This window comes from Nocardioides sp. SR21, from assembly GCF_022761125.1.
Classification (GTDB): Bacteria; Actinomycetota; Actinomycetes; order Propionibacteriales; family Nocardioidaceae; genus Nocardioides.
The window spans coordinates 641,132-656,189 of the sequence record NZ_JAKWJR010000001.1 but is presented as its reverse complement, the minus strand read 5'-3'; the positions used below and the strand labels follow the sequence as shown (position 1 = coordinate 656,189).

Sequence of the window (15,058 nt, the reverse complement as noted above, 5' to 3'; positions counted from 1 at the left end):
GCCGGGCGGCGGGTCGTACGGCGGGGGCGCCTGGGGGGACCGCGGCCCGTTGCCGCCGGCGGGGGCGCCGGGTCCGTGCGCCGGCGCGGGTGCGTTGCCACCACCGGGTCCGTCGGAGCCGCCGCCGGGGCCGCCTGCGGGCGGCTCGGGGTCGGGGACGCCGTGGATGTCCTTCATGACCTGGGTGGAGTGCCCGAACACGGTGTCCATCCGGTCGGCCTGGATCTGGGCCCGGCGCTCCTGGTCGGCCTGCCAGGCGTCGTAGGCGGCGTGCGCCTGCTTGTTCGCGGCCTCCTTCTGGAGGTCCGCCTCGGTGGGCTGGCCGACCGGCTTCTGGTACTCCCCGGGCTGCTGCCTCGTGTCCGCGTCCAGCGTGGCCTGCTCCTGGCGGGCCTGGCGGATGACGTCGGACGCGGCCTGGAGCGCCGCGCTCCCCCGGAGCAGCTCCTGGGTCTTCGCCTGCATGCCCTCGGCGGACTTGGCGAACGCCTTGTCGATCGCCGGACCGGTCTCGCCGCCGATCTTCTCCTTCACCTCCGGCGACGCGTTGCGCAGGGCAACGGCGATCGTCGACATCGTCCGCACGCAGGTGGTCCACTCACGGGAGTGCTCGTCGACGACGTGCTCGAAGGCGCCCGTGAGCGCCGTGTCGAGGCGGGCACGCTGGGGTCCGGCCATCAGTCGTCACCGCCCGCCGTCGGGAGCGTGCACTGGTTGTTCGCGGAGAAGTCGGCGGGCGCCACGCAGGCGGCCGCCTCCTCGATCTTCTTGAGGTCCACCGCGCTCTGGGTGTCGGTGTAGTCCATGCGCGCCTCGTGGGAGCCGAGCTCCTCGCGGAAGCCGCGCAGCCCGGCGGCCATCTGGAGCACCGCGTCCGCGACGTGCTGTCGCGCGAGCGCCGCGTGGTGGCTGAGCTGGCTGCCGGCGGGCGACCCGCCGAAGACCTCCCCGATCGGCGTCGGCTTCACCGCCTCGAGGGCCTCCGCCCTCTCGTTCAGCATCGACCGGACGTCCGCGATGAGGTCCTCCGGGAGCCCCAACGTCTCGAGCATCTCCAACGCTTGCATCTGACTGTCGACCCTTCCCCCGATGAAAGCTGTCCTGTCCGACTACGGGCGCTTGCCCCGGACATCGCGAGGTAAAACCTCTGCGGGCCGATCGGTTTGAGGTCAGACACCTCAGGCAAGGTTCTGGTCGTGCTGAAGACCGCCGCGTCCGCTGCCGCGCTCGCCGCCGTGCTCCTCCTGGGCACGGCCTGCGGGAACGACGACGCGAGCGCCGACCCCAGCCCGGAGCCGACGAGCAGCTCGGCGACCTCGTCGCCCACACCGACCGACGAGCCGACCAGCGAGCCGACCGAGGACCCCACCAGCACGGTGGCGCCGGCGACCGGCCCCGCGCTGAACCTCCCGCAAGCGACGGTGCGGGTGCCGAAGGGCTGGTACCTCACGCCGCGCGTCGTTCCGGAACAGGCGGACGCCGGGAACGACGACTACTCGTTCTCCTCGATCAGCCTGGCCCAGATCGACTCGTTCAACACGTCGACGAGCGCCGACGAGCTCGCCGACCAGTGGCTGGAGGCGAACATCTACCCCCGGGACCCGAAGAAGCTGCCGCTCACCGAGCTGGACGGCAAGGAGGTCTACCACCTGGCCGGCAAGGTCCAGCCGCTGCTCTACCTCGAGGAGTTCGGCACCCAGCAGAACGGCAAGCTGGTCTCGATCGCGTTCCTCTTCAGCCCGGTCGCCACCCCGGAGGAGCGCCAGGAGATCATCGACTCCACCCTGGCGACCTTCCGGTGGAAGTGAGTCAGCGCTTCCGCAGCGTGCCCGGGAACCAACTGTCGGTCCACACGCGGTCGGTGCGGACGCGGGTGCCGGAGTACGGCGCGTGCAGCACGAGCCGCTTGCCGTGGGCGTACCCCGCGAACACACCGACGTGGTAGACCCCGCCGCTGTCGTGGAAGAACATCAGGTCGCCGCGCTGCATGTTGCCGCGTGAGATCCGGTGCGCGAAGTGCGACTGGGCGCTCGAGGTGCGCGGGATGTTGGAGAAGCCCGCACGGCGGAAGCTGTAGAACACCAGGCCGGAGCAGTCGAACGCGCCGGGACCGGCGGCGCCGTACCGGTACGGGTCGCCCTTCTGGTTCACGGCGACGTCGACCGCGCGCTCGACGCGGGTCGGCTTCTTCTTCTTGTGGTGGTGACCGGCGCGGTCCTGGACCTGGTCGGCCTGGGCGGCCTGGACAGGCGCGGCCGGCGTGGCCAGGAGGACGGTTCCGGCGACGGCTCCGGCCACGAGGGCGCGGGCGATCGAGGGCAGGGCAAGGTGCATCGAACGGATTCCTTCCGACGCCTGTGAGGTGAGCTGTCGGGTTCGGGCGCAGAAGGTGCCCGGTCACGGATTCCGTGACTTCACCCCGAGCGACCAGCTGGCTGCTGGCCGCGGAAGTGGTTCCCCCACTCCTGCCCGGTTCGATCAATCGACGGCTCCGGGTGGGCAGGACTCGGCGTCCCGGGGCCGTTGTGCATTGGTGCAAACATCAACGACCATGCAGGACGAATGTGCATAAATCCAGTCGGGAATGGCCCGATCGTGTGGCGTCGGCCACACGCCCCGCGTGAATCTCCGCCCGAACTAGATCGAGGTCACATTCCGATCACGGGGCGACGCGGCCGTCATCGAGGCGTACGACGCGGTCCGCGACCTCCCAGACGCGCTGGTCGTGGGTCGCGACGAGCATCGCCGAGCCCGCCCGCGCGGTGGCCGCGAGGGCCGCCACGACCTGCGCCACGTGGTCGTCGTCCTGGTGCCCGGTCGGCTCGTCCAGGACCGCCAGCCGGGGCGACAGGACCAGCGCCCGGGCCACCGCGGTGCGCTGCTGCTCGCCGAGCGACGTCTCCGCCACCCCGCGCCGCGTGAACGCGCCGAGGTCGAGGGCCTCGGTCAGCCGCGCGAACGCCTCGGTGGGGTCCACCCCGGCCCGGTGCGCCGGCAGGCAGATGTTGTCCTCGACGCTGAGTCCGGCGAGCAGCCCGTGCTGCTGGGGCACGACGGCGACGACCGCCCAGTCCGCGATCCCCGCGGCCGGCCGGCCCTCCACGAGCACGGCGCCCCGCTCGGGCGACTCGAACCCCGCGGCGAGGTGGCACACCGTGGTCTTGCCCGAGCCGGACGGTCCGGCCAGCGCGACCAGCTCGCCCGGCGCGACGGCCAGGGAGACGCCGTGCAGGACCTCGACCCGCCCGGTGCCCGCGCCGTACCCATGGCTGACCTCGGTGACCTCGAGCCCGCTCATCGCCCCTCCTCCGGCCGGCGCAGCCGGACCTCGTCGCCGACGGTCTCGACGACCACCCGGCGCGACGGGAACAGGTCGAGCACCGCCGGCGGCAGCTGGAGCCGCCCGGTGGAGTCGATGACGGCGGCGGTCGCCTGCTGGCCGGCGGTCTCGCTGGAGACGACGCCGTGCCGCAGACGGAGCAGCCGGTCGGCGCGGTGGGTGACCCGGTCGTCGTGGCTGCTGATCACGACCGCGCAGCCGGTCGCGGCGGTCGCGAGCAGCGCGTCCATCACCCTGTCGGCGTTCGCGTGGTCGAGCTCGGCGGTGGGCTCGTCGGCGACCACCAGGTCGGGCGAGCCGACCAGCGCCAGCGCGACCGCGAGCCGCTGCTGCTCGCCGCCCGACAGCGCGGACGGCAGGTGGTCGGCGCGGTCCTCGAGCCCGACGGCGGCCAGCGCGGCCGCCGGGTCGTCACCGTCGCCGCGCCACGAGCCGACCTGCCGGAGCTGGTCGATGGCGCGCACGTGCGGGTAGACCGCCTCGGAGGAACGCTGCGGGACGAACCCGATCCGTCGGCGCCGCAGCATCCGCAGCTGCCGGGTGGACGCCGCGCCGATGTCGCTGCCCAGCACGGTGAGCTGGCCGGCGCTGGGCCGGTCGCGGGCGCCGAGCAGCGTCAGCAGGCTGCTCTTCCCGCTGCCGGACGGCCCGGCCACCACGGTCAGCACACCGGGCAGCACCTCCAGCCCGATCCCGCGGAGCGCGTGCGTCTCCCCCGTCGCCGAGCGGAAGACCTTCACCAGGTCCTCGCAGGTGACGACCGCTTCAGCCGTTGCCACGCAGCACCTCCGCGGGATGACGGCGTCGGGCGCGGGCGGCGCCGATCAGCCAGGCGAGCAGGACGATGCCGACGAGCACGCCGCCCAGGACGACGAGGTCCGCGACGTCGGGACGCGGGCGGGTCAGCGGCGGGATCGTGGCCGTCGCGTCGATCACCGTCGGCCCGAGCACCAGCGCCGCGGTCGCGATGCCCGCGGCGACCACCGCGGTCAGGACGGCGTACCCCACCTCCCACGTCCGCGACCGGGCCAGCTCGCCCGAGGCGAAGCCCATCCGGCCGAGCAGCACGTCGGAGACGGCGTCGCGGTCGGCGAGCCGCAGCGCCAGCACCAGGGACGCGGCGACGGCCAGGGCGAGCGCGACGCAGCCGAGCGCGAGGACGTACGCCGCCGCCCAGGTCGCCGCGACCAGCCCGCTGCCGACCCGGGCCTGGTCGCTGCTGTCGAGCCGGCCGTCGGTCGTGATGCCGTCGGCGTCGAGCACGGCCCGCAGGTCGCCCGGCGCGAGATCGGACCAGACCCACGACGCGAACGCCCCGGCGTCGCCGCTCGAGGCGAGCTTCTTGCGCGGGTCGACGGTCGGCGGCACCACCTTGACGAGCTTCCGCCAGTTGATGATCACCGTGGTGTTGCCGGTGTCGGACTCGGCGCCGGGGAACGCCGGCACGACGCCGACCACCTCGAACGGGACCTGGAACTCGCCGCTGAAGTCGAGGGTCCCGTGGTCGCCGACCTCCTGGTCGGGGTCGCCGGACAGGATCACCGGCAGCCCCTTGGCCTTCTCCAGCAGGCCCGGCACGAGCTCCCGGCCGGCGTCCAGCGTCCCGGAGCTGCCCCAGTCGGCGACGTCGGCGAACGTCGTCGGGTCGATCGCCAGCACCGGCGCCTCGCCGAACGTCGGCGGGATGCTCGCACCCCGGCGCCACACGAGCGAGGTGTGCTCGACCGGCGCCGTCGTCGCGACCTTCATGCCCTGGCGGCGGAAGTCCTCGTCGACCTTCAGCGTCGAACGCGCGCCGACCAGGGCGGCGGTCTTGTCGTCGACGCCCTGGTTGAGCCCGCGCCGCACGGTCAGCGAGTAGCCGAACAGCCCGAGCGCGACCGCGATCACGACCGTCAGCGCGGTGACCTCGCGCAGGACGGTGCCGGTGCGCCGCGACGCCAACCAGCGCGCGGACCCCCTCCCCGTCCGGGCGGTACGCCGCCCGCGCGCCCAGCCGGCGACGCGCGCTACCGCGAGGGCCACGGTCGCGGCCACGAGGACCGGCAGGAGCATCGCCAGCGGCGTGCTGCTCCGGCGGGCGACGTCGACGCCGAGCACGGCGATCCCGACGGCCACGGTCGCGACCAGCAGCGCGGTCCCCCACGGCATCACGACGCGTCGGCCGCCGAGGCGGGACACGCGCGCCTGGCGGTCCATCCCGGCCGCGGAGGCCGCGGCGGTCCCGGCCATCAGCAGCAGCGCGAGCAGCCCGGCGAGCCCGGCGCGGACCAGGTCGCCGGTGGCGGCGGCGACCTCGGTGGCGTCGGACGGCCCGGTGAGCGCGATGCCGAGCAGCGCGAGGGCGAGCCCGGCCGGCGCGGCGACCACGCAGACCGGCAGGACCTCGAGCGCCGTCAGCCCGGCGACCTCGCCCGGGCGCAGGCCGAGCCCGGAGGCCAGCACCTGCTCGCGGCGCCGGCCCCGGCCGAGCAGCACCCAGCCGCCGACCAGCAGGGCCGCGGCGAGCAGCTGCCCGGCGACGGCGTACGGGCGGACCTGGTCACGGGCCGAGGTCGCGGTGTGGTTGGAGTCGAACACGATGTCCGGCAGCCCGGACGCGACCGCGAGGTCCGCGCCCTGGGGCTCGGCGTCGGCGAGGTAGCGGGCCAGCTCCTCGGCGCCGTCGTACGCGTCGTTGCCGAGCCTCTTGATGTCGTCGACCGCGGCGCTGGCGCCGTCGGGGCTGGTGTCGGGATCGAGGCGGAGGTCCGCGGCGTAGAGAGGCGTGTCGCCGGTGGCGAGCATCAGCTCGTCGAACGTCTTGCGGCCGGCGATCGCCAGCGGCGAGTCGCCGGACGGGTCCTCGGGGTCGGCCGGCAGGAACCACCGGTCCGCGTCGGGGTGGTCGGCGAGCGCGGCGGGCAGCGCGGAGTCGGGCGCGGTCTCGTAGGTGCCGGCGAGCACGGTCGGCGACAGCTTCGCGGTGTTGGCGAGGAACGTCGACACCAGCCCGATCCGCACCTTGTCGCCGGGCTCGATGCCGAGCCGGTCGGCGATCTCGACAGGCAGCCAGATGCCGTCGGCGTCCGGGTCGCCGCCGAGCGCCTCGACGGCGCCGTCGTGGTACCAGAGCACGCCCTCGTCGACGACGCCGCCGGAGCGGACCAGCGACTTGCGGGTGCGGCTCTGCGCGACGCCCGCGGCGCCGACCGTCGGCGTGTCGAAGCCGGTGAGGGTGTTGAGCCGGTCCATCAGCATCTTCTCGCTGGCCGGCGGGAGCACGGCGTCCCAGGTGACGCGCAGATCACCGGACTCGGGGCCGAACGGCGCGCTGCGGGCGGCGTCGAGACGGTCGGTGAGCGCGGTCGCGCGGGCGGTCGCCACGAACAGCGACGGGGCCACCACCGAGGAGACCAGCAGGGTCGCGGCGACGAGCACCAGCAGCAGCCAGCCCGGCGTGCGCCAGAGGCGGCGCGGAGCGGCCCGCCACAGCGCCTGCCCGCGGGCAGGGGTGGTCGGCCGGGTCACGCGGGTCACCCTACGTGCGTGGGAGCGCTTCCACGAGCCCTCTCCGGCGGTGAGTCACCGACGCGGCAGCAGGACCTCGATGCCGTCGGCCGGGTGGTCGCCGATCACCCGGCCACCGAGCGCCTCGACGACCGAGCGCACCTGGGAGATCCGGTCGAGCGGGTCGCCGCCCGTCGGCGCGTCGTCGGTACGGCCCTCGCTCTCGACGCGGACGCGCAGGTGGCCGCCGTCCTCGCCGTGGAAGACGATCCGGACCGCGCCGGTGCCGCGCCGGACGACGTCGGCGAGCAGCAGGTCGGTGACGTGCTCGACCGGCCCGGGCGTGTACGACAGCTCCAGGTCGCCCTCGGCGGCCGCCGTGAGCGTCCGGTTGCGCACGCCGAGGCGGTCGGCCCAACGCTGGGCGAGCTGGGTGGCCAGGTCGACGAGGGGCAGCTCGGAACCCTCCATGAGGCTGCCGCGGCGGGTCAGGTCGACCAGCTCGGCGGCGACCGTGCCGACCTGCTCCACCGAGGCCAGGCTGCGGGCCGCGGTCTCCTTGACGTCGTCCGGGACGTCGTCGCGCAGGGTGAGGTCCTCGAGCTCGAGCCGCAGGCCGGTCAGCGGGGTGCGCAGCACGTGCGAGGCGTGCTCGGCGAAGTCGCGCTCGCGGTGCACGCGGTCCTCGAGCTGGTGCGCGCTGGCGCGCAGCGCGTTCGAGATCGCGCGGGCCTCGGGGATCCGGGTCCTGGGCAGCTCCAGGTCGAACCGGCCGCGGCCCAGCGCCGCGGCCGCGACGGCCAGCCGCTGGAACGGCGAGGACAGCGCGGAGGCGATGATGAAGCCGACGATGCCGGCCACCACCGCGATCAGCAGGAACAGCGCCGCGATCGACCCCATGTCGCGCCCGACGATGTCGCGCACCACCTCATCGGACTGGCTGAGCGTCAGCGTCGCGTCGTCGAGGACGACCGCGGAGCCCATGTCCTCGCTCGGGTCGTCGGCACCGGAGTACTCCTCGCCGTACACGACCACCGGCGGGCCCGACTCCGGGTCGTACTCCAGCCGCGCGTCCGGGCTGACCAGCGTCTCCAGGAACGCCTCGTCGATGGTCTCGCCGGACTCGTGGCGGCCCTCGACGATGGAGGTGATCAGCGAGATCTCCTGGCTCAGATGCTGAGACTCCTGCTCCCGGATCAGGTCTCGCAGCACGTACGACCGGATGATCCCGGCTCCCAGGAGCAGCAGGATCGTCAGGACGACGAAGGCCAGGGTCAGCCGTTCACGCATCGGGCGAGCCGCCTTCGAGGCGGAATCCCACGCCTCGAACGGCGACTACGCGGTCAGTCACGCCCACGCTCTCGAGCTTCTGGCGCAGCCGGCCGATGGTGACATCGAGCGTCTTCGTCGAGCCGTACCAGTTCTCGTCCCACACGTCGGCCATCAGCCGGCCGCGGGAGACCACCTTGTCCCGGTTCGCGGCCAGGATGTTCAGGACCTCGAACTCCTTGCCGGTGAGCGGGACCTCGTCGTCGCCGGCGTACACCCGGCGCGCGTCGACGTCGATGCGCAGGCCGTCGGGCTTGGCCTCCTCGCCCGCGGCGGCAGAGCCGCCCGTACGGCGCAGCAGCGCGCGGACCCGCGCCTGCAGCTCGGCGAGGCCGAACGGCTTGGCGAGGTAGTCGTCGGCGCCGTAGTCCAGGCCGACCACGCGGTCGAGCTCGCCGGCTCGCGCCGTGACGATCATGATCGCGCCCTCGAACCCGGCCGCGCGGGCGCGCCGGCAGACCTCGAGACCGTCGATGTCGGGGAGGCCGAGGTCGAGAATGACGACCTCAGGAGCGCTCGGCAGGGTGTCGAGCGCCTTCTGCCCGCTGTCGACCCAGGAGACCTCGTATCCCTCTCGCTCCAGGGTGCGGACAAGGGGGAACGCGATGTCCTCCTCGTCCTCGACCACCAGAACACGTTGCGCCATGGGCAGGAGCATAGGGCCCACACGTCTGTCGAGAGGGGGAACCCTCAGGCTTCGGGAACGCTTTCCGTGACGAGGGCCGGCTCGAGCGTGGGTCGGGCGCGGCGTCGACGGCGTAGCTCGCCGGACAGCAGCGCCGCCAGCGCCCCCGCACTGAGCAGCACCAGGACCCACGTCCCGGGGTCCTCGATGAGCAGATAGGCGTAGCCGACCCACGGCAGGGTGAAGACGACCTTGGACACCTCCGGCGCGTCGGTCGCGAGCACCCACGGGTCGCGCAGCGGCTCCGCGTCGCCCTGCGTGACGACGCCGTCCGTGCCGACGGCCACGACCCGGTGCGTGACCATCCCGTCGACGCCCGACTCCTCCGGCGGGCGGTAGGTGATCACGTCGCCGACGCGGACCTCGTTGACCGGCACGACGCGCTCGAAGAGCACGGTGCCCTGCCCGATGCCCTGGTCGCCGCCGTCCATGGAGTCCCCGGACATGACGTAGCGCTCCAGGCCCAGCCCGATCGGCAGCAGCACCAGGATGCTCACCGGCCCCAGGACGACCACGAGCGCCAGCAGCCGCCCCCACGGCGTGGGCGCCGGGCGGTGCGGGGAGGTGGTGATCTCCATGGGTGGTCTTTCCGAGACTGCGGGGGACGGTCCGGACCGGACCGTATCGAAACGGACTGCCCACCCGGCGCTCCCCCCAACAGCGCCGGGCGGACCCGTCCTCTACACCGGCCGGACTCTCGGCGTTCCCCCCAGATACGCCGAAACTCCCACCGGTTTGACCGTGCTCAGGACCCGGAGGCCCCGGTCACTGCCAGGTACCGCTCGATCCAGCATCCGAGTTGACCCAGGAGTACGACGCGGTCGCCGGCTCGCCCTGGTTGGCGAACGGCGCGTCATCGGGCAGGGACACCGTGAAGGTGAACGCGCTCGATCCCCCCGGCTCGAGCGTCCCCACGTCCTGCGCGATGTCGCTCATCGCGGCGAAGTCGCCGTCGTAGAGCGTGCGTCCCTCCTGGGTGATGACCAGGTGCAGCTCGCCATCGGCGAACGGCGACGGGTCTCCGGTCTCCTGGAACGACAGCCTCGACTGCTCACCACCGGAGTTCCGGATGGTGACGCTGCGAGACACAGACTCCCCGGGCTCGATCTTGCTGATCGTCAAGGTCGCGCCCTGGTTGTCGTCTGCCAGCAGGCGGATCCCCGAAGAACCCTCACTGGCGCTGGTCCAGGGAACCCCCATCACCATGGCCAGCACGCCCGCGCCGACCACGCTGCCGAGCGGAAGCGCGAGCTTCCGGGCGGTGGTGACGGTGGTGGTGGTCATGGCTTCCCCTGGTGCTCAGTTGATTCGAGCTCCAAGTTAGGAGCGGCGGCTCCACGCCCGATCCACACGACCTCCACGGGCTTCCCACCGTTTGGTAACAACTCTCAGGTCGGTGCCGAGACGGTCAGGCGAACAGGTCTCCGAGGTCGGCGACCCGCTCGAGGACCTCCTCGAAGCCGAACTGGCCGAGCCCGTCGGGGTCGTCGGCGCCGGCCTCGACCTCCGCCCAGGACACCGGCGTGGCGACGGTCGGCCGCTCGCGTCCGCGCAGGGAGTACGGCGAGATCGTGGTCTTCGAGCCGGCGTTCTGCGACCAGTCCAGGAACACTTTGCCGGAGCGGCGGGCCTTGGTCATGGTCGCGGTGACGAGCTTGGGGTGCTCGCCCTGGAGCTCCTCGGCGACCTCCTTGGCCAGCGCGCTCGACTCGTCGGAGGGCAGTCGCTTCGGGAGGTCGGCGTACAGGTGCAGGCCCTTGCTGCCGCTCGTGACGGGCTTCGCGCCCAGGCCGCGCTCGGCGAGCTTGTCGCGCACCATCAGCGCCACCTGGCAGCACTCGTGCAGGCCGGCGGGCTCGCCCGGGTCGAGGTCGATGACCAGGCGGTCGGCGTTGCGCGGCCGGCCGTTCTTGCCGACGGTCCACTGGTGCACGTGCAGCTCGAGCGCGGCGAGGTTCGCCAGCCAGGTGAGCGTGGCGAGGTCGTCGACGATCGGGAACACCAGCGTGTCGCTCGTCGACTGGGCCCGGGACCCGGTGGTGGGGACCTTGGCCGTGCGCACCCAGGACGGCGTGCCACCGGGGATGTTCTTCTCGAAGAAGCTGCCGTCCGACACGCCGTGCGGCCAGCGGATCCGGGTCACGCAGCGGTCCTTCAGGTGCGGGAGCAGCACCGGCGAGACCTGCGCGTAGTAGTTGAGGACCTCGCCCTTGGTGGTGCCGGTGCGCGGGTAGAGCACCTTGGCGAGGTTGCTGATCTTGAGGGTCCGGCCGTCGACGTCGACCCGGATCTCCTCCTTGGCGGCCGAGTCCTTGGCAGCCATCAGCGCCCGACTGCGATCACGGGAGCCCGGTCCGGGTCCAGGCGGCCCATCAGGGACCTGATGAACCAGCGCGGCGCGCTGACGCAGCCGGCCGTGGCGCCGGAGCCGTTCACGTGCAGGAAGATCCCCGACCCGCGGTAGCGCACCTGCTGCCGGTTGAAGCTGGTCACGATCGACCACTCGTACTGCACCCGGTAGTCGGTGAGCCGCTCCGAGGAGTTCGGGTCGCTCGACGGCAGCCGCCAGCGGAAGCCGCCGGCCCGCTTGTTGCGGTAGCGGTTGTAGTGCGGCGAGGCGTTGTCCTGCACCCAGTAGTCACCGGACTGGATCTCGCGGTAGCCGAGCTGCCACCGGGAGCTCGGCGCGTGGGTTCCGAACGCCCAGCGCAGGTCGTAGGTGCCCAGCGGCGTCGTGCCCGTGCCCTGCTGGCGGCGCGGTCCGGGGACGAGGCCGCCGTACCCGATCCGGCCGTCGGTGGCCTGCATCGTCTGGCGCCAGCGGCCGTCGCGCAGCACCCAGGAGGTGACCCGGGCGTGGTAGCCGCTGGTGCGGTTGACCGTGACGACCTGCTTCGTGTCGCGGTGCACCTCGACCTGGACGCCGTCGAGGGTGACGGGCGCGGGGGCCACGGCGAGGGCGACGGCAGCGGCGAGCACGGTGATCATCGGGTCAGGTCCTCCGGGGTGAGGTCGGAGCGGACCCCCTGGAACGAGGGCTGGCGCAACCTCGTATACCCAACCCCGTGCGTGTCGATGTCCACGACCAGCACCGGCTCGAGCCAGTGGGTGCCCCGCGCGTCGACCGCCGGCACCTCGTCGTCGAACGGGCTGGCGTCGCGACCGAGGCCGGTGATCAGCTCGGTCAGCGCGCGGCTCTGCTTCGGTCCGACCCCGCTGCCCACCCGGCCACGGTAGAGCAGCCCGTCGGCGGTCGGCTCCCCCACGAGCAGCGACGCGAGCCGGTCGGTGGTCCCCTCCTGCGGCCGCCAGCCGCCGACGACGTACGACAGCCGGTGCCGGTGCGCGAGCTTGAGCCAGTGCGGCGAGCGCTCGCCGGGGCGGTACGTCGAGGCGCGCCGCTTGCTGACCACGCCCTCGAGCCCCTGCTGGAGGGTCGCCTCGAACAGCATCGCGCCGTCGTCGTACGGCGCGGGCACCTGCCAGCTCGCGTCCAGGCCGAGCCCGGTGAGCAGCTCGCGGCGCTCCTCGAGCGGCTCGCCGGTGAGGTCGCGGCCGTCGAGGCGGAGCAGGTCGAACACCATGTAGATCGCCGGGACGGCGTCCGCGAGCCGGGCGGCGGTGCTGGCGCTGCGCACGTGCATCCGCTCCTGGAGGGTGCGGAAGTCCGGCAGGCCGCGCTCGTTGAGCGCGATGATCTCGCCGTCGACGAGCAGGTCGCGGTCGCCGAGAGGGCTGGTGGACAGCTCGGGCCACGCGATCGTGATCGCGTTCTCGTTGCGGCTGGTCATCCGGACCCTGCCGTCGCGGACGTCGGTGATGGCGCGCACGCCGTCCCACTTGACCTCGTGGGTCCACGCGTCGCCGGTGGGCACGTGCGACGCCTTGGTGGCGAGCATCGGGCGCATGCCTGACATCATGCCGGGCGTGACGCACGACACCTACGCCGTGATCGGAGCCGGGCCGTCCGGGCTCGCCGCCGCCCGCAACCTCCAGCGCTTCGGCATCCCGTGGGAGGGCTACGAGCTCGCGCCCGGGGTCGGCGGGCTGTGGGACATCGACGGGCCGCGCAGCACGATGTACGAGTCCGCGCACCTGATCTCGTCGAAGACCACGACGGAGTTCACCGAGTTCCCGATGAAGGACGAGGTCGCCGACTACCCGTCGCACCGGGACCTGCTCGGCTACTTCCAGGACTTCGCGGCGACGTACGACCTCACCGGCGGGTTCTCGTTCGGCACCGAGGTGATCGCGGCGCGGCCGTCGGGCGACGGCGGCTGGGTGGTCACCTCGAGCGGACCGGACGGCACCGTCGAGCGACGGCACGCCGGCGTGATCGCGGCCAACGGCACGCTCAGCGAGCCGTCGGTGCCGACGTTCGCCGGCTCCTTCGACGGCGAGGTGCTGCACACCAGTGCCTACAGGTCGCCGACCGTCTTCGCCGGGAAGCGGGTGCTGATCATCGGCGCCGGCAACTCCGGCTGCGACATCGCGGTGGACGCCGTGCACCACGCGGCGTCGGTCGACATCTCGGTGCGGCGCGGCTACTACTTCGTGCCGAAGTACCTGTTCGGCAAGCCCGCCGACACGCTCAACCAGGGCAAGCCGCTGCCGCCGAGGATCAAGCAGGCGATCGACACCCGGGTGCTGAAGCTGTTCACCGGCGACCCGGTGCGGTTCGGCTTCCCGAAGCCGGACTACAAGATCTACGAGTCGCACCCGATCGTGAACTCGCTGGTCCTGCACCACCTCGGCCACGGCGACCTGCGGGTGCGGCCGGACGTCGCGCGGTTCGCCGGCCCCGAGGTCGAGTTCAAGGACGGCTCGTCCACGCCGTACGACGTGATCGTGCTGGCGACCGGCTACCACCTGCACTACCCGTTCCTGGACCAGGACGTGCTGCGCTGGGCCGGCCGCGGGAGCGCGCCGGACCTGTACCTCAACGTGTTCACGCAGGAGGACCCGAACCTCTTCGTGCTCGGGATGATCGAGGCCTCCGGCATCGGCTGGCAGGGCCGCTACGAGCAGGCCGAGCTGGTGGCGTCGTACCTCAAGGCGCGGACGACGAACCCCGCCGCGGCGGCCGCTCTCGAGCAGCGGGTCGCCGGTCCACGTCCTGACCTGTCCGGCGGATATCACTACCTCGGGCTGGAACGTATGTCCTACTACGTCAACAAGGACGCCTACCGCAGCGCCGTGCGGTCGGAGATCGACAACCTCGGGCAGAACCCAGGAGCAGCCGGATGACCGCGATGACCGCTCAGGTCGCGACCCTCGTCACCGACATCGACAACGTCAACATCGACTTCAGCTCGGGTGCCTCCACGGTGCTGAAGATCGTGATCGCGACGATCCTGTTCGGCATCGCGCTGGACATCAAGATCACGGACTTCACCGCGGTGCTGCGGCGACCGTTCCCGATCCTGGTCGGCATCGTGGCGCAGTTCCTGCTGCTGCCGGCGCTGACGCTGCTGCTGACGATCGTGCTCGACGTCCGCGGCTCGATCGCGCTCGGCATGATCCTGGTGGCCTGCTGCCCGCCCGGGAACGTCTCGAACATCCTGACCCACCGCGCCGGCGGCGACGTGGCGCTGTCGGTCTCGATGACCGCGATCAGCAACCTGCTGACGATCGTGATGCTGCCGATCAACTTCGCGTTCTGGGCCGGCCTCTCCCCCGCCGGCGACGACCTCCTGCAGGACGTCGACCTGGACCCGGTCAAGACGTTCCTCGAGATCGCGCTGGTCATCGGACTGCCGTTCCTCGCGGGCGTCACCATCAACCGGCTCTGGCCGCGGGTGGCGCACCGCGCCCACAAGGTCGTCGGGCCGATCTCGTTCGTCCTGCTGCTGCTGATCATCGTGCTGGCGTTCATCGGCAACTGGGACATCTTCACCAACTACATCACCCTCGTGCTGCTCGCCGTGTTCCTCCAGCACGCGATGGCGCTCGGCCTCGGGTACGGCGTGGCGCGCGGCACCGGGCTGCCCAGCCGGAGCCGCAAGGCGATGACGTTCGAGGTGAGCGTCCGCAACACCGGCCTCGGGCTGGTGCTGGTCTTCGCCTACTTCGACGGCCTCGGCGGGATGGCGCTGGTCGCCGCGTGGTGGGGCCTGTACGACATCCTCGCGGGCCTCGTCGTCGCGAGCCTCTGGAAGCGGCGTACCGCCGACGTGCCGGAGCAGGTGTCGGCGTGAGCGAGCGAACCATCCGAC

Annotated in this window: 16 protein-coding genes and 1 riboswitch; of the genes, 3 read left to right on the top strand and 13 right to left on the bottom strand. The window is 72.5% G+C overall.

Annotated elements, in window-relative coordinates; translation table 11 throughout:
* Window positions 1-678: hypothetical protein (locus tag MJ604_RS03265; protein ID WP_243056846.1), on the bottom strand; the 678-nt coding region annotated here is incomplete at its 3' end.
* Window positions 678-1,067 (bottom strand): hypothetical protein, encoded by a 390-nt coding sequence (locus MJ604_RS03260; protein WP_243056845.1) that lies wholly within the window; start codon window positions 1,065-1,067, stop codon window positions 678-680. The genes MJ604_RS03265 and MJ604_RS03260, both read right to left, overlap by 1 nt.
* Before the next feature lie 129 nt (window positions 1,068-1,196).
* Between MJ604_RS03260 and MJ604_RS03255 the strand changes: the two genes are divergently transcribed.
* Window positions 1,197-1,808, top strand: a complete 612-nt coding sequence (locus MJ604_RS03255) for a hypothetical protein (RefSeq protein WP_243056844.1) — start codon at window positions 1,197-1,199, stop codon at window positions 1,806-1,808.
* A gap of 1 nt (window position 1,809) precedes the next feature.
* On the opposite strand, the gene MJ604_RS03250 is transcribed toward MJ604_RS03255, so the two are convergent.
* The 11 genes from MJ604_RS03250 to ligD (MJ604_RS03200) all read right to left on the bottom strand — a co-directional run bounded on the left by MJ604_RS03250 (window position 1,810) and on the right by ligD (MJ604_RS03200) (window position 12,751).
* A complete protein-coding gene (locus tag MJ604_RS03250) occupies window positions 1,810-2,334 on the bottom strand; it encodes a C40 family peptidase (RefSeq protein WP_243056843.1) in 525 nt (174 codons plus the stop codon).
* A 3-nt stretch (window positions 2,335-2,337) separates the two neighbouring features.
* Window positions 2,338-2,498: riboswitch (cyclic di-AMP (ydaO/yuaA leader) on the bottom strand.
* Between the two features lie 161 nt (window positions 2,499-2,659).
* Entirely contained in the window at window positions 2,660-3,298 is a 639-nt protein-coding gene (locus MJ604_RS03245; protein ID WP_243056842.1) for an ATP-binding cassette domain-containing protein, read from the bottom strand.
* Window positions 3,295-4,119 carry an ABC transporter ATP-binding protein gene (locus tag MJ604_RS03240; protein ID WP_243056841.1) on the bottom strand — a complete coding sequence of 275 codons (825 nt, stop codon included), beginning with the start codon at window positions 4,117-4,119 and terminating at the stop codon, window positions 3,295-3,297. Before MJ604_RS03240 ends, MJ604_RS03245 begins: the two co-directional genes overlap by 4 nt.
* Complete coding sequence (locus MJ604_RS03235; RefSeq protein WP_243056840.1) at window positions 4,106-6,850, bottom strand: hypothetical protein; 2,745 nt, start codon at window positions 6,848-6,850, stop codon at window positions 4,106-4,108. The genes MJ604_RS03240 and MJ604_RS03235 overlap by 14 nt, the downstream gene beginning before the upstream one ends.
* A gap of 54 nt (window positions 6,851-6,904) precedes the next feature.
* Complete coding sequence (locus MJ604_RS03230; protein ID WP_243056839.1) at window positions 6,905-8,119, bottom strand: HAMP domain-containing sensor histidine kinase; 1,215 nt, start codon at window positions 8,117-8,119, stop codon at window positions 6,905-6,907.
* Window positions 8,112-8,804: a response regulator transcription factor gene (locus MJ604_RS03225; protein WP_243056838.1), complete on the bottom strand. Its 693-nt coding sequence runs from the start codon at window positions 8,802-8,804 to the stop codon at window positions 8,112-8,114. The genes MJ604_RS03230 and MJ604_RS03225 overlap by 8 nt, the downstream gene beginning before the upstream one ends.
* Window positions 8,805-8,848: 44 nt before the next feature.
* Window positions 8,849-9,421, bottom strand: a complete 573-nt coding sequence (locus MJ604_RS03220) for a hypothetical protein (RefSeq protein WP_243056837.1) — start codon at window positions 9,419-9,421, stop codon at window positions 8,849-8,851.
* Window positions 9,422-9,608: 187 nt separating this feature from the next.
* Window positions 9,609-10,127: a hypothetical protein gene (locus tag MJ604_RS03215; RefSeq protein WP_243056836.1), complete on the bottom strand. Its 519-nt coding sequence runs from the start codon at window positions 10,125-10,127 to the stop codon at window positions 9,609-9,611.
* Window positions 10,128-10,251: 124 nt separating this feature from the next.
* Window positions 10,252-11,166, bottom strand: coding sequence for a non-homologous end-joining DNA ligase (ligD, locus tag MJ604_RS03210; protein WP_243056835.1), 915 nt, complete (start codon window positions 11,164-11,166; stop codon window positions 10,252-10,254).
* Complete coding sequence (locus MJ604_RS03205) at window positions 11,166-11,831, bottom strand: L,D-transpeptidase family protein (protein WP_243056834.1); 666 nt, start codon at window positions 11,829-11,831, stop codon at window positions 11,166-11,168. Before MJ604_RS03205 ends, ligD (MJ604_RS03210) begins: the two co-directional genes overlap by 1 nt.
* Complete coding sequence (gene ligD, locus MJ604_RS03200) at window positions 11,828-12,751, bottom strand: non-homologous end-joining DNA ligase (RefSeq protein WP_243056833.1); 924 nt, start codon at window positions 12,749-12,751, stop codon at window positions 11,828-11,830. The genes MJ604_RS03205 and ligD (MJ604_RS03200) overlap by 4 nt, the downstream gene beginning before the upstream one ends.
* Between ligD (MJ604_RS03200) and MJ604_RS03195 the strand changes: the two genes are divergently transcribed.
* Together MJ604_RS03195 and MJ604_RS03190 are read left to right on the top strand one after the other, a co-directional pair.
* Window positions 12,750-14,090: an NAD(P)/FAD-dependent oxidoreductase gene (locus MJ604_RS03195; protein ID WP_243056832.1), complete on the top strand. Its 1,341-nt coding sequence runs from the start codon at window positions 12,750-12,752 to the stop codon at window positions 14,088-14,090. The genes ligD (MJ604_RS03200) and MJ604_RS03195 overlap by 2 nt on opposite strands.
* Window positions 14,087-15,040 (top strand): bile acid:sodium symporter family protein, encoded by a 954-nt coding sequence (locus tag MJ604_RS03190; RefSeq protein WP_243056831.1) that lies wholly within the window; start codon window positions 14,087-14,089, stop codon window positions 15,038-15,040. The genes MJ604_RS03195 and MJ604_RS03190 overlap by 4 nt, the downstream gene beginning before the upstream one ends.
* The last annotated feature ends 18 nt before the right edge of the window (window positions 15,041-15,058 follow it).

Coding starts and splice junctions, on each gene's coding strand:
- MJ604_RS03260 (WP_243056845.1), bottom strand. CDS start 1,067: ATGCAAGCGTTGGAGATGCTCGAGACGTTGGGGCTCCCGGAGGACCTC.
- MJ604_RS03250 (WP_243056843.1), bottom strand. CDS start 2,334: ATGCACCTTGCCCTGCCCTCGATCGCCCGCGCCCTCGTGGCCGGAGCC.
- MJ604_RS03245 (WP_243056842.1), bottom strand. CDS start 3,298: ATGAGCGGGCTCGAGGTCACCGAGGTCAGCCATGGGTACGGCGCGGGC.
- MJ604_RS03230 (WP_243056839.1), bottom strand. CDS start 8,119: ATGCGTGAACGGCTGACCCTGGCCTTCGTCGTCCTGACGATCCTGCTG.
- MJ604_RS03225 (WP_243056838.1), bottom strand. CDS start 8,804: ATGGCGCAACGTGTTCTGGTGGTCGAGGACGAGGAGGACATCGCGTTC.
- MJ604_RS03220 (WP_243056837.1), bottom strand. CDS start 9,421: ATGGAGATCACCACCTCCCCGCACCGCCCGGCGCCCACGCCGTGGGGG.
- MJ604_RS03215 (WP_243056836.1), bottom strand. CDS start 10,127: ATGACCACCACCACCGTCACCACCGCCCGGAAGCTCGCGCTTCCGCTC.
- ligD (WP_243056835.1), bottom strand. CDS start 11,166: ATGGCTGCCAAGGACTCGGCCGCCAAGGAGGAGATCCGGGTCGACGTC.
- MJ604_RS03205 (WP_243056834.1), bottom strand. CDS start 11,831: ATGATCACCGTGCTCGCCGCTGCCGTCGCCCTCGCCGTGGCCCCCGCG.
- MJ604_RS03195 (WP_243056832.1), top strand. CDS start 12,750: ATGCCTGACATCATGCCGGGCGTGACGCACGACACCTACGCCGTGATC.
- ligD (WP_243056833.1), bottom strand. CDS start 12,751: ATGCGCCCGATGCTCGCCACCAAGGCGTCGCACGTGCCCACCGGCGAC.
- MJ604_RS03190 (WP_243056831.1), top strand. CDS start 14,087: ATGACCGCGATGACCGCTCAGGTCGCGACCCTCGTCACCGACATCGAC.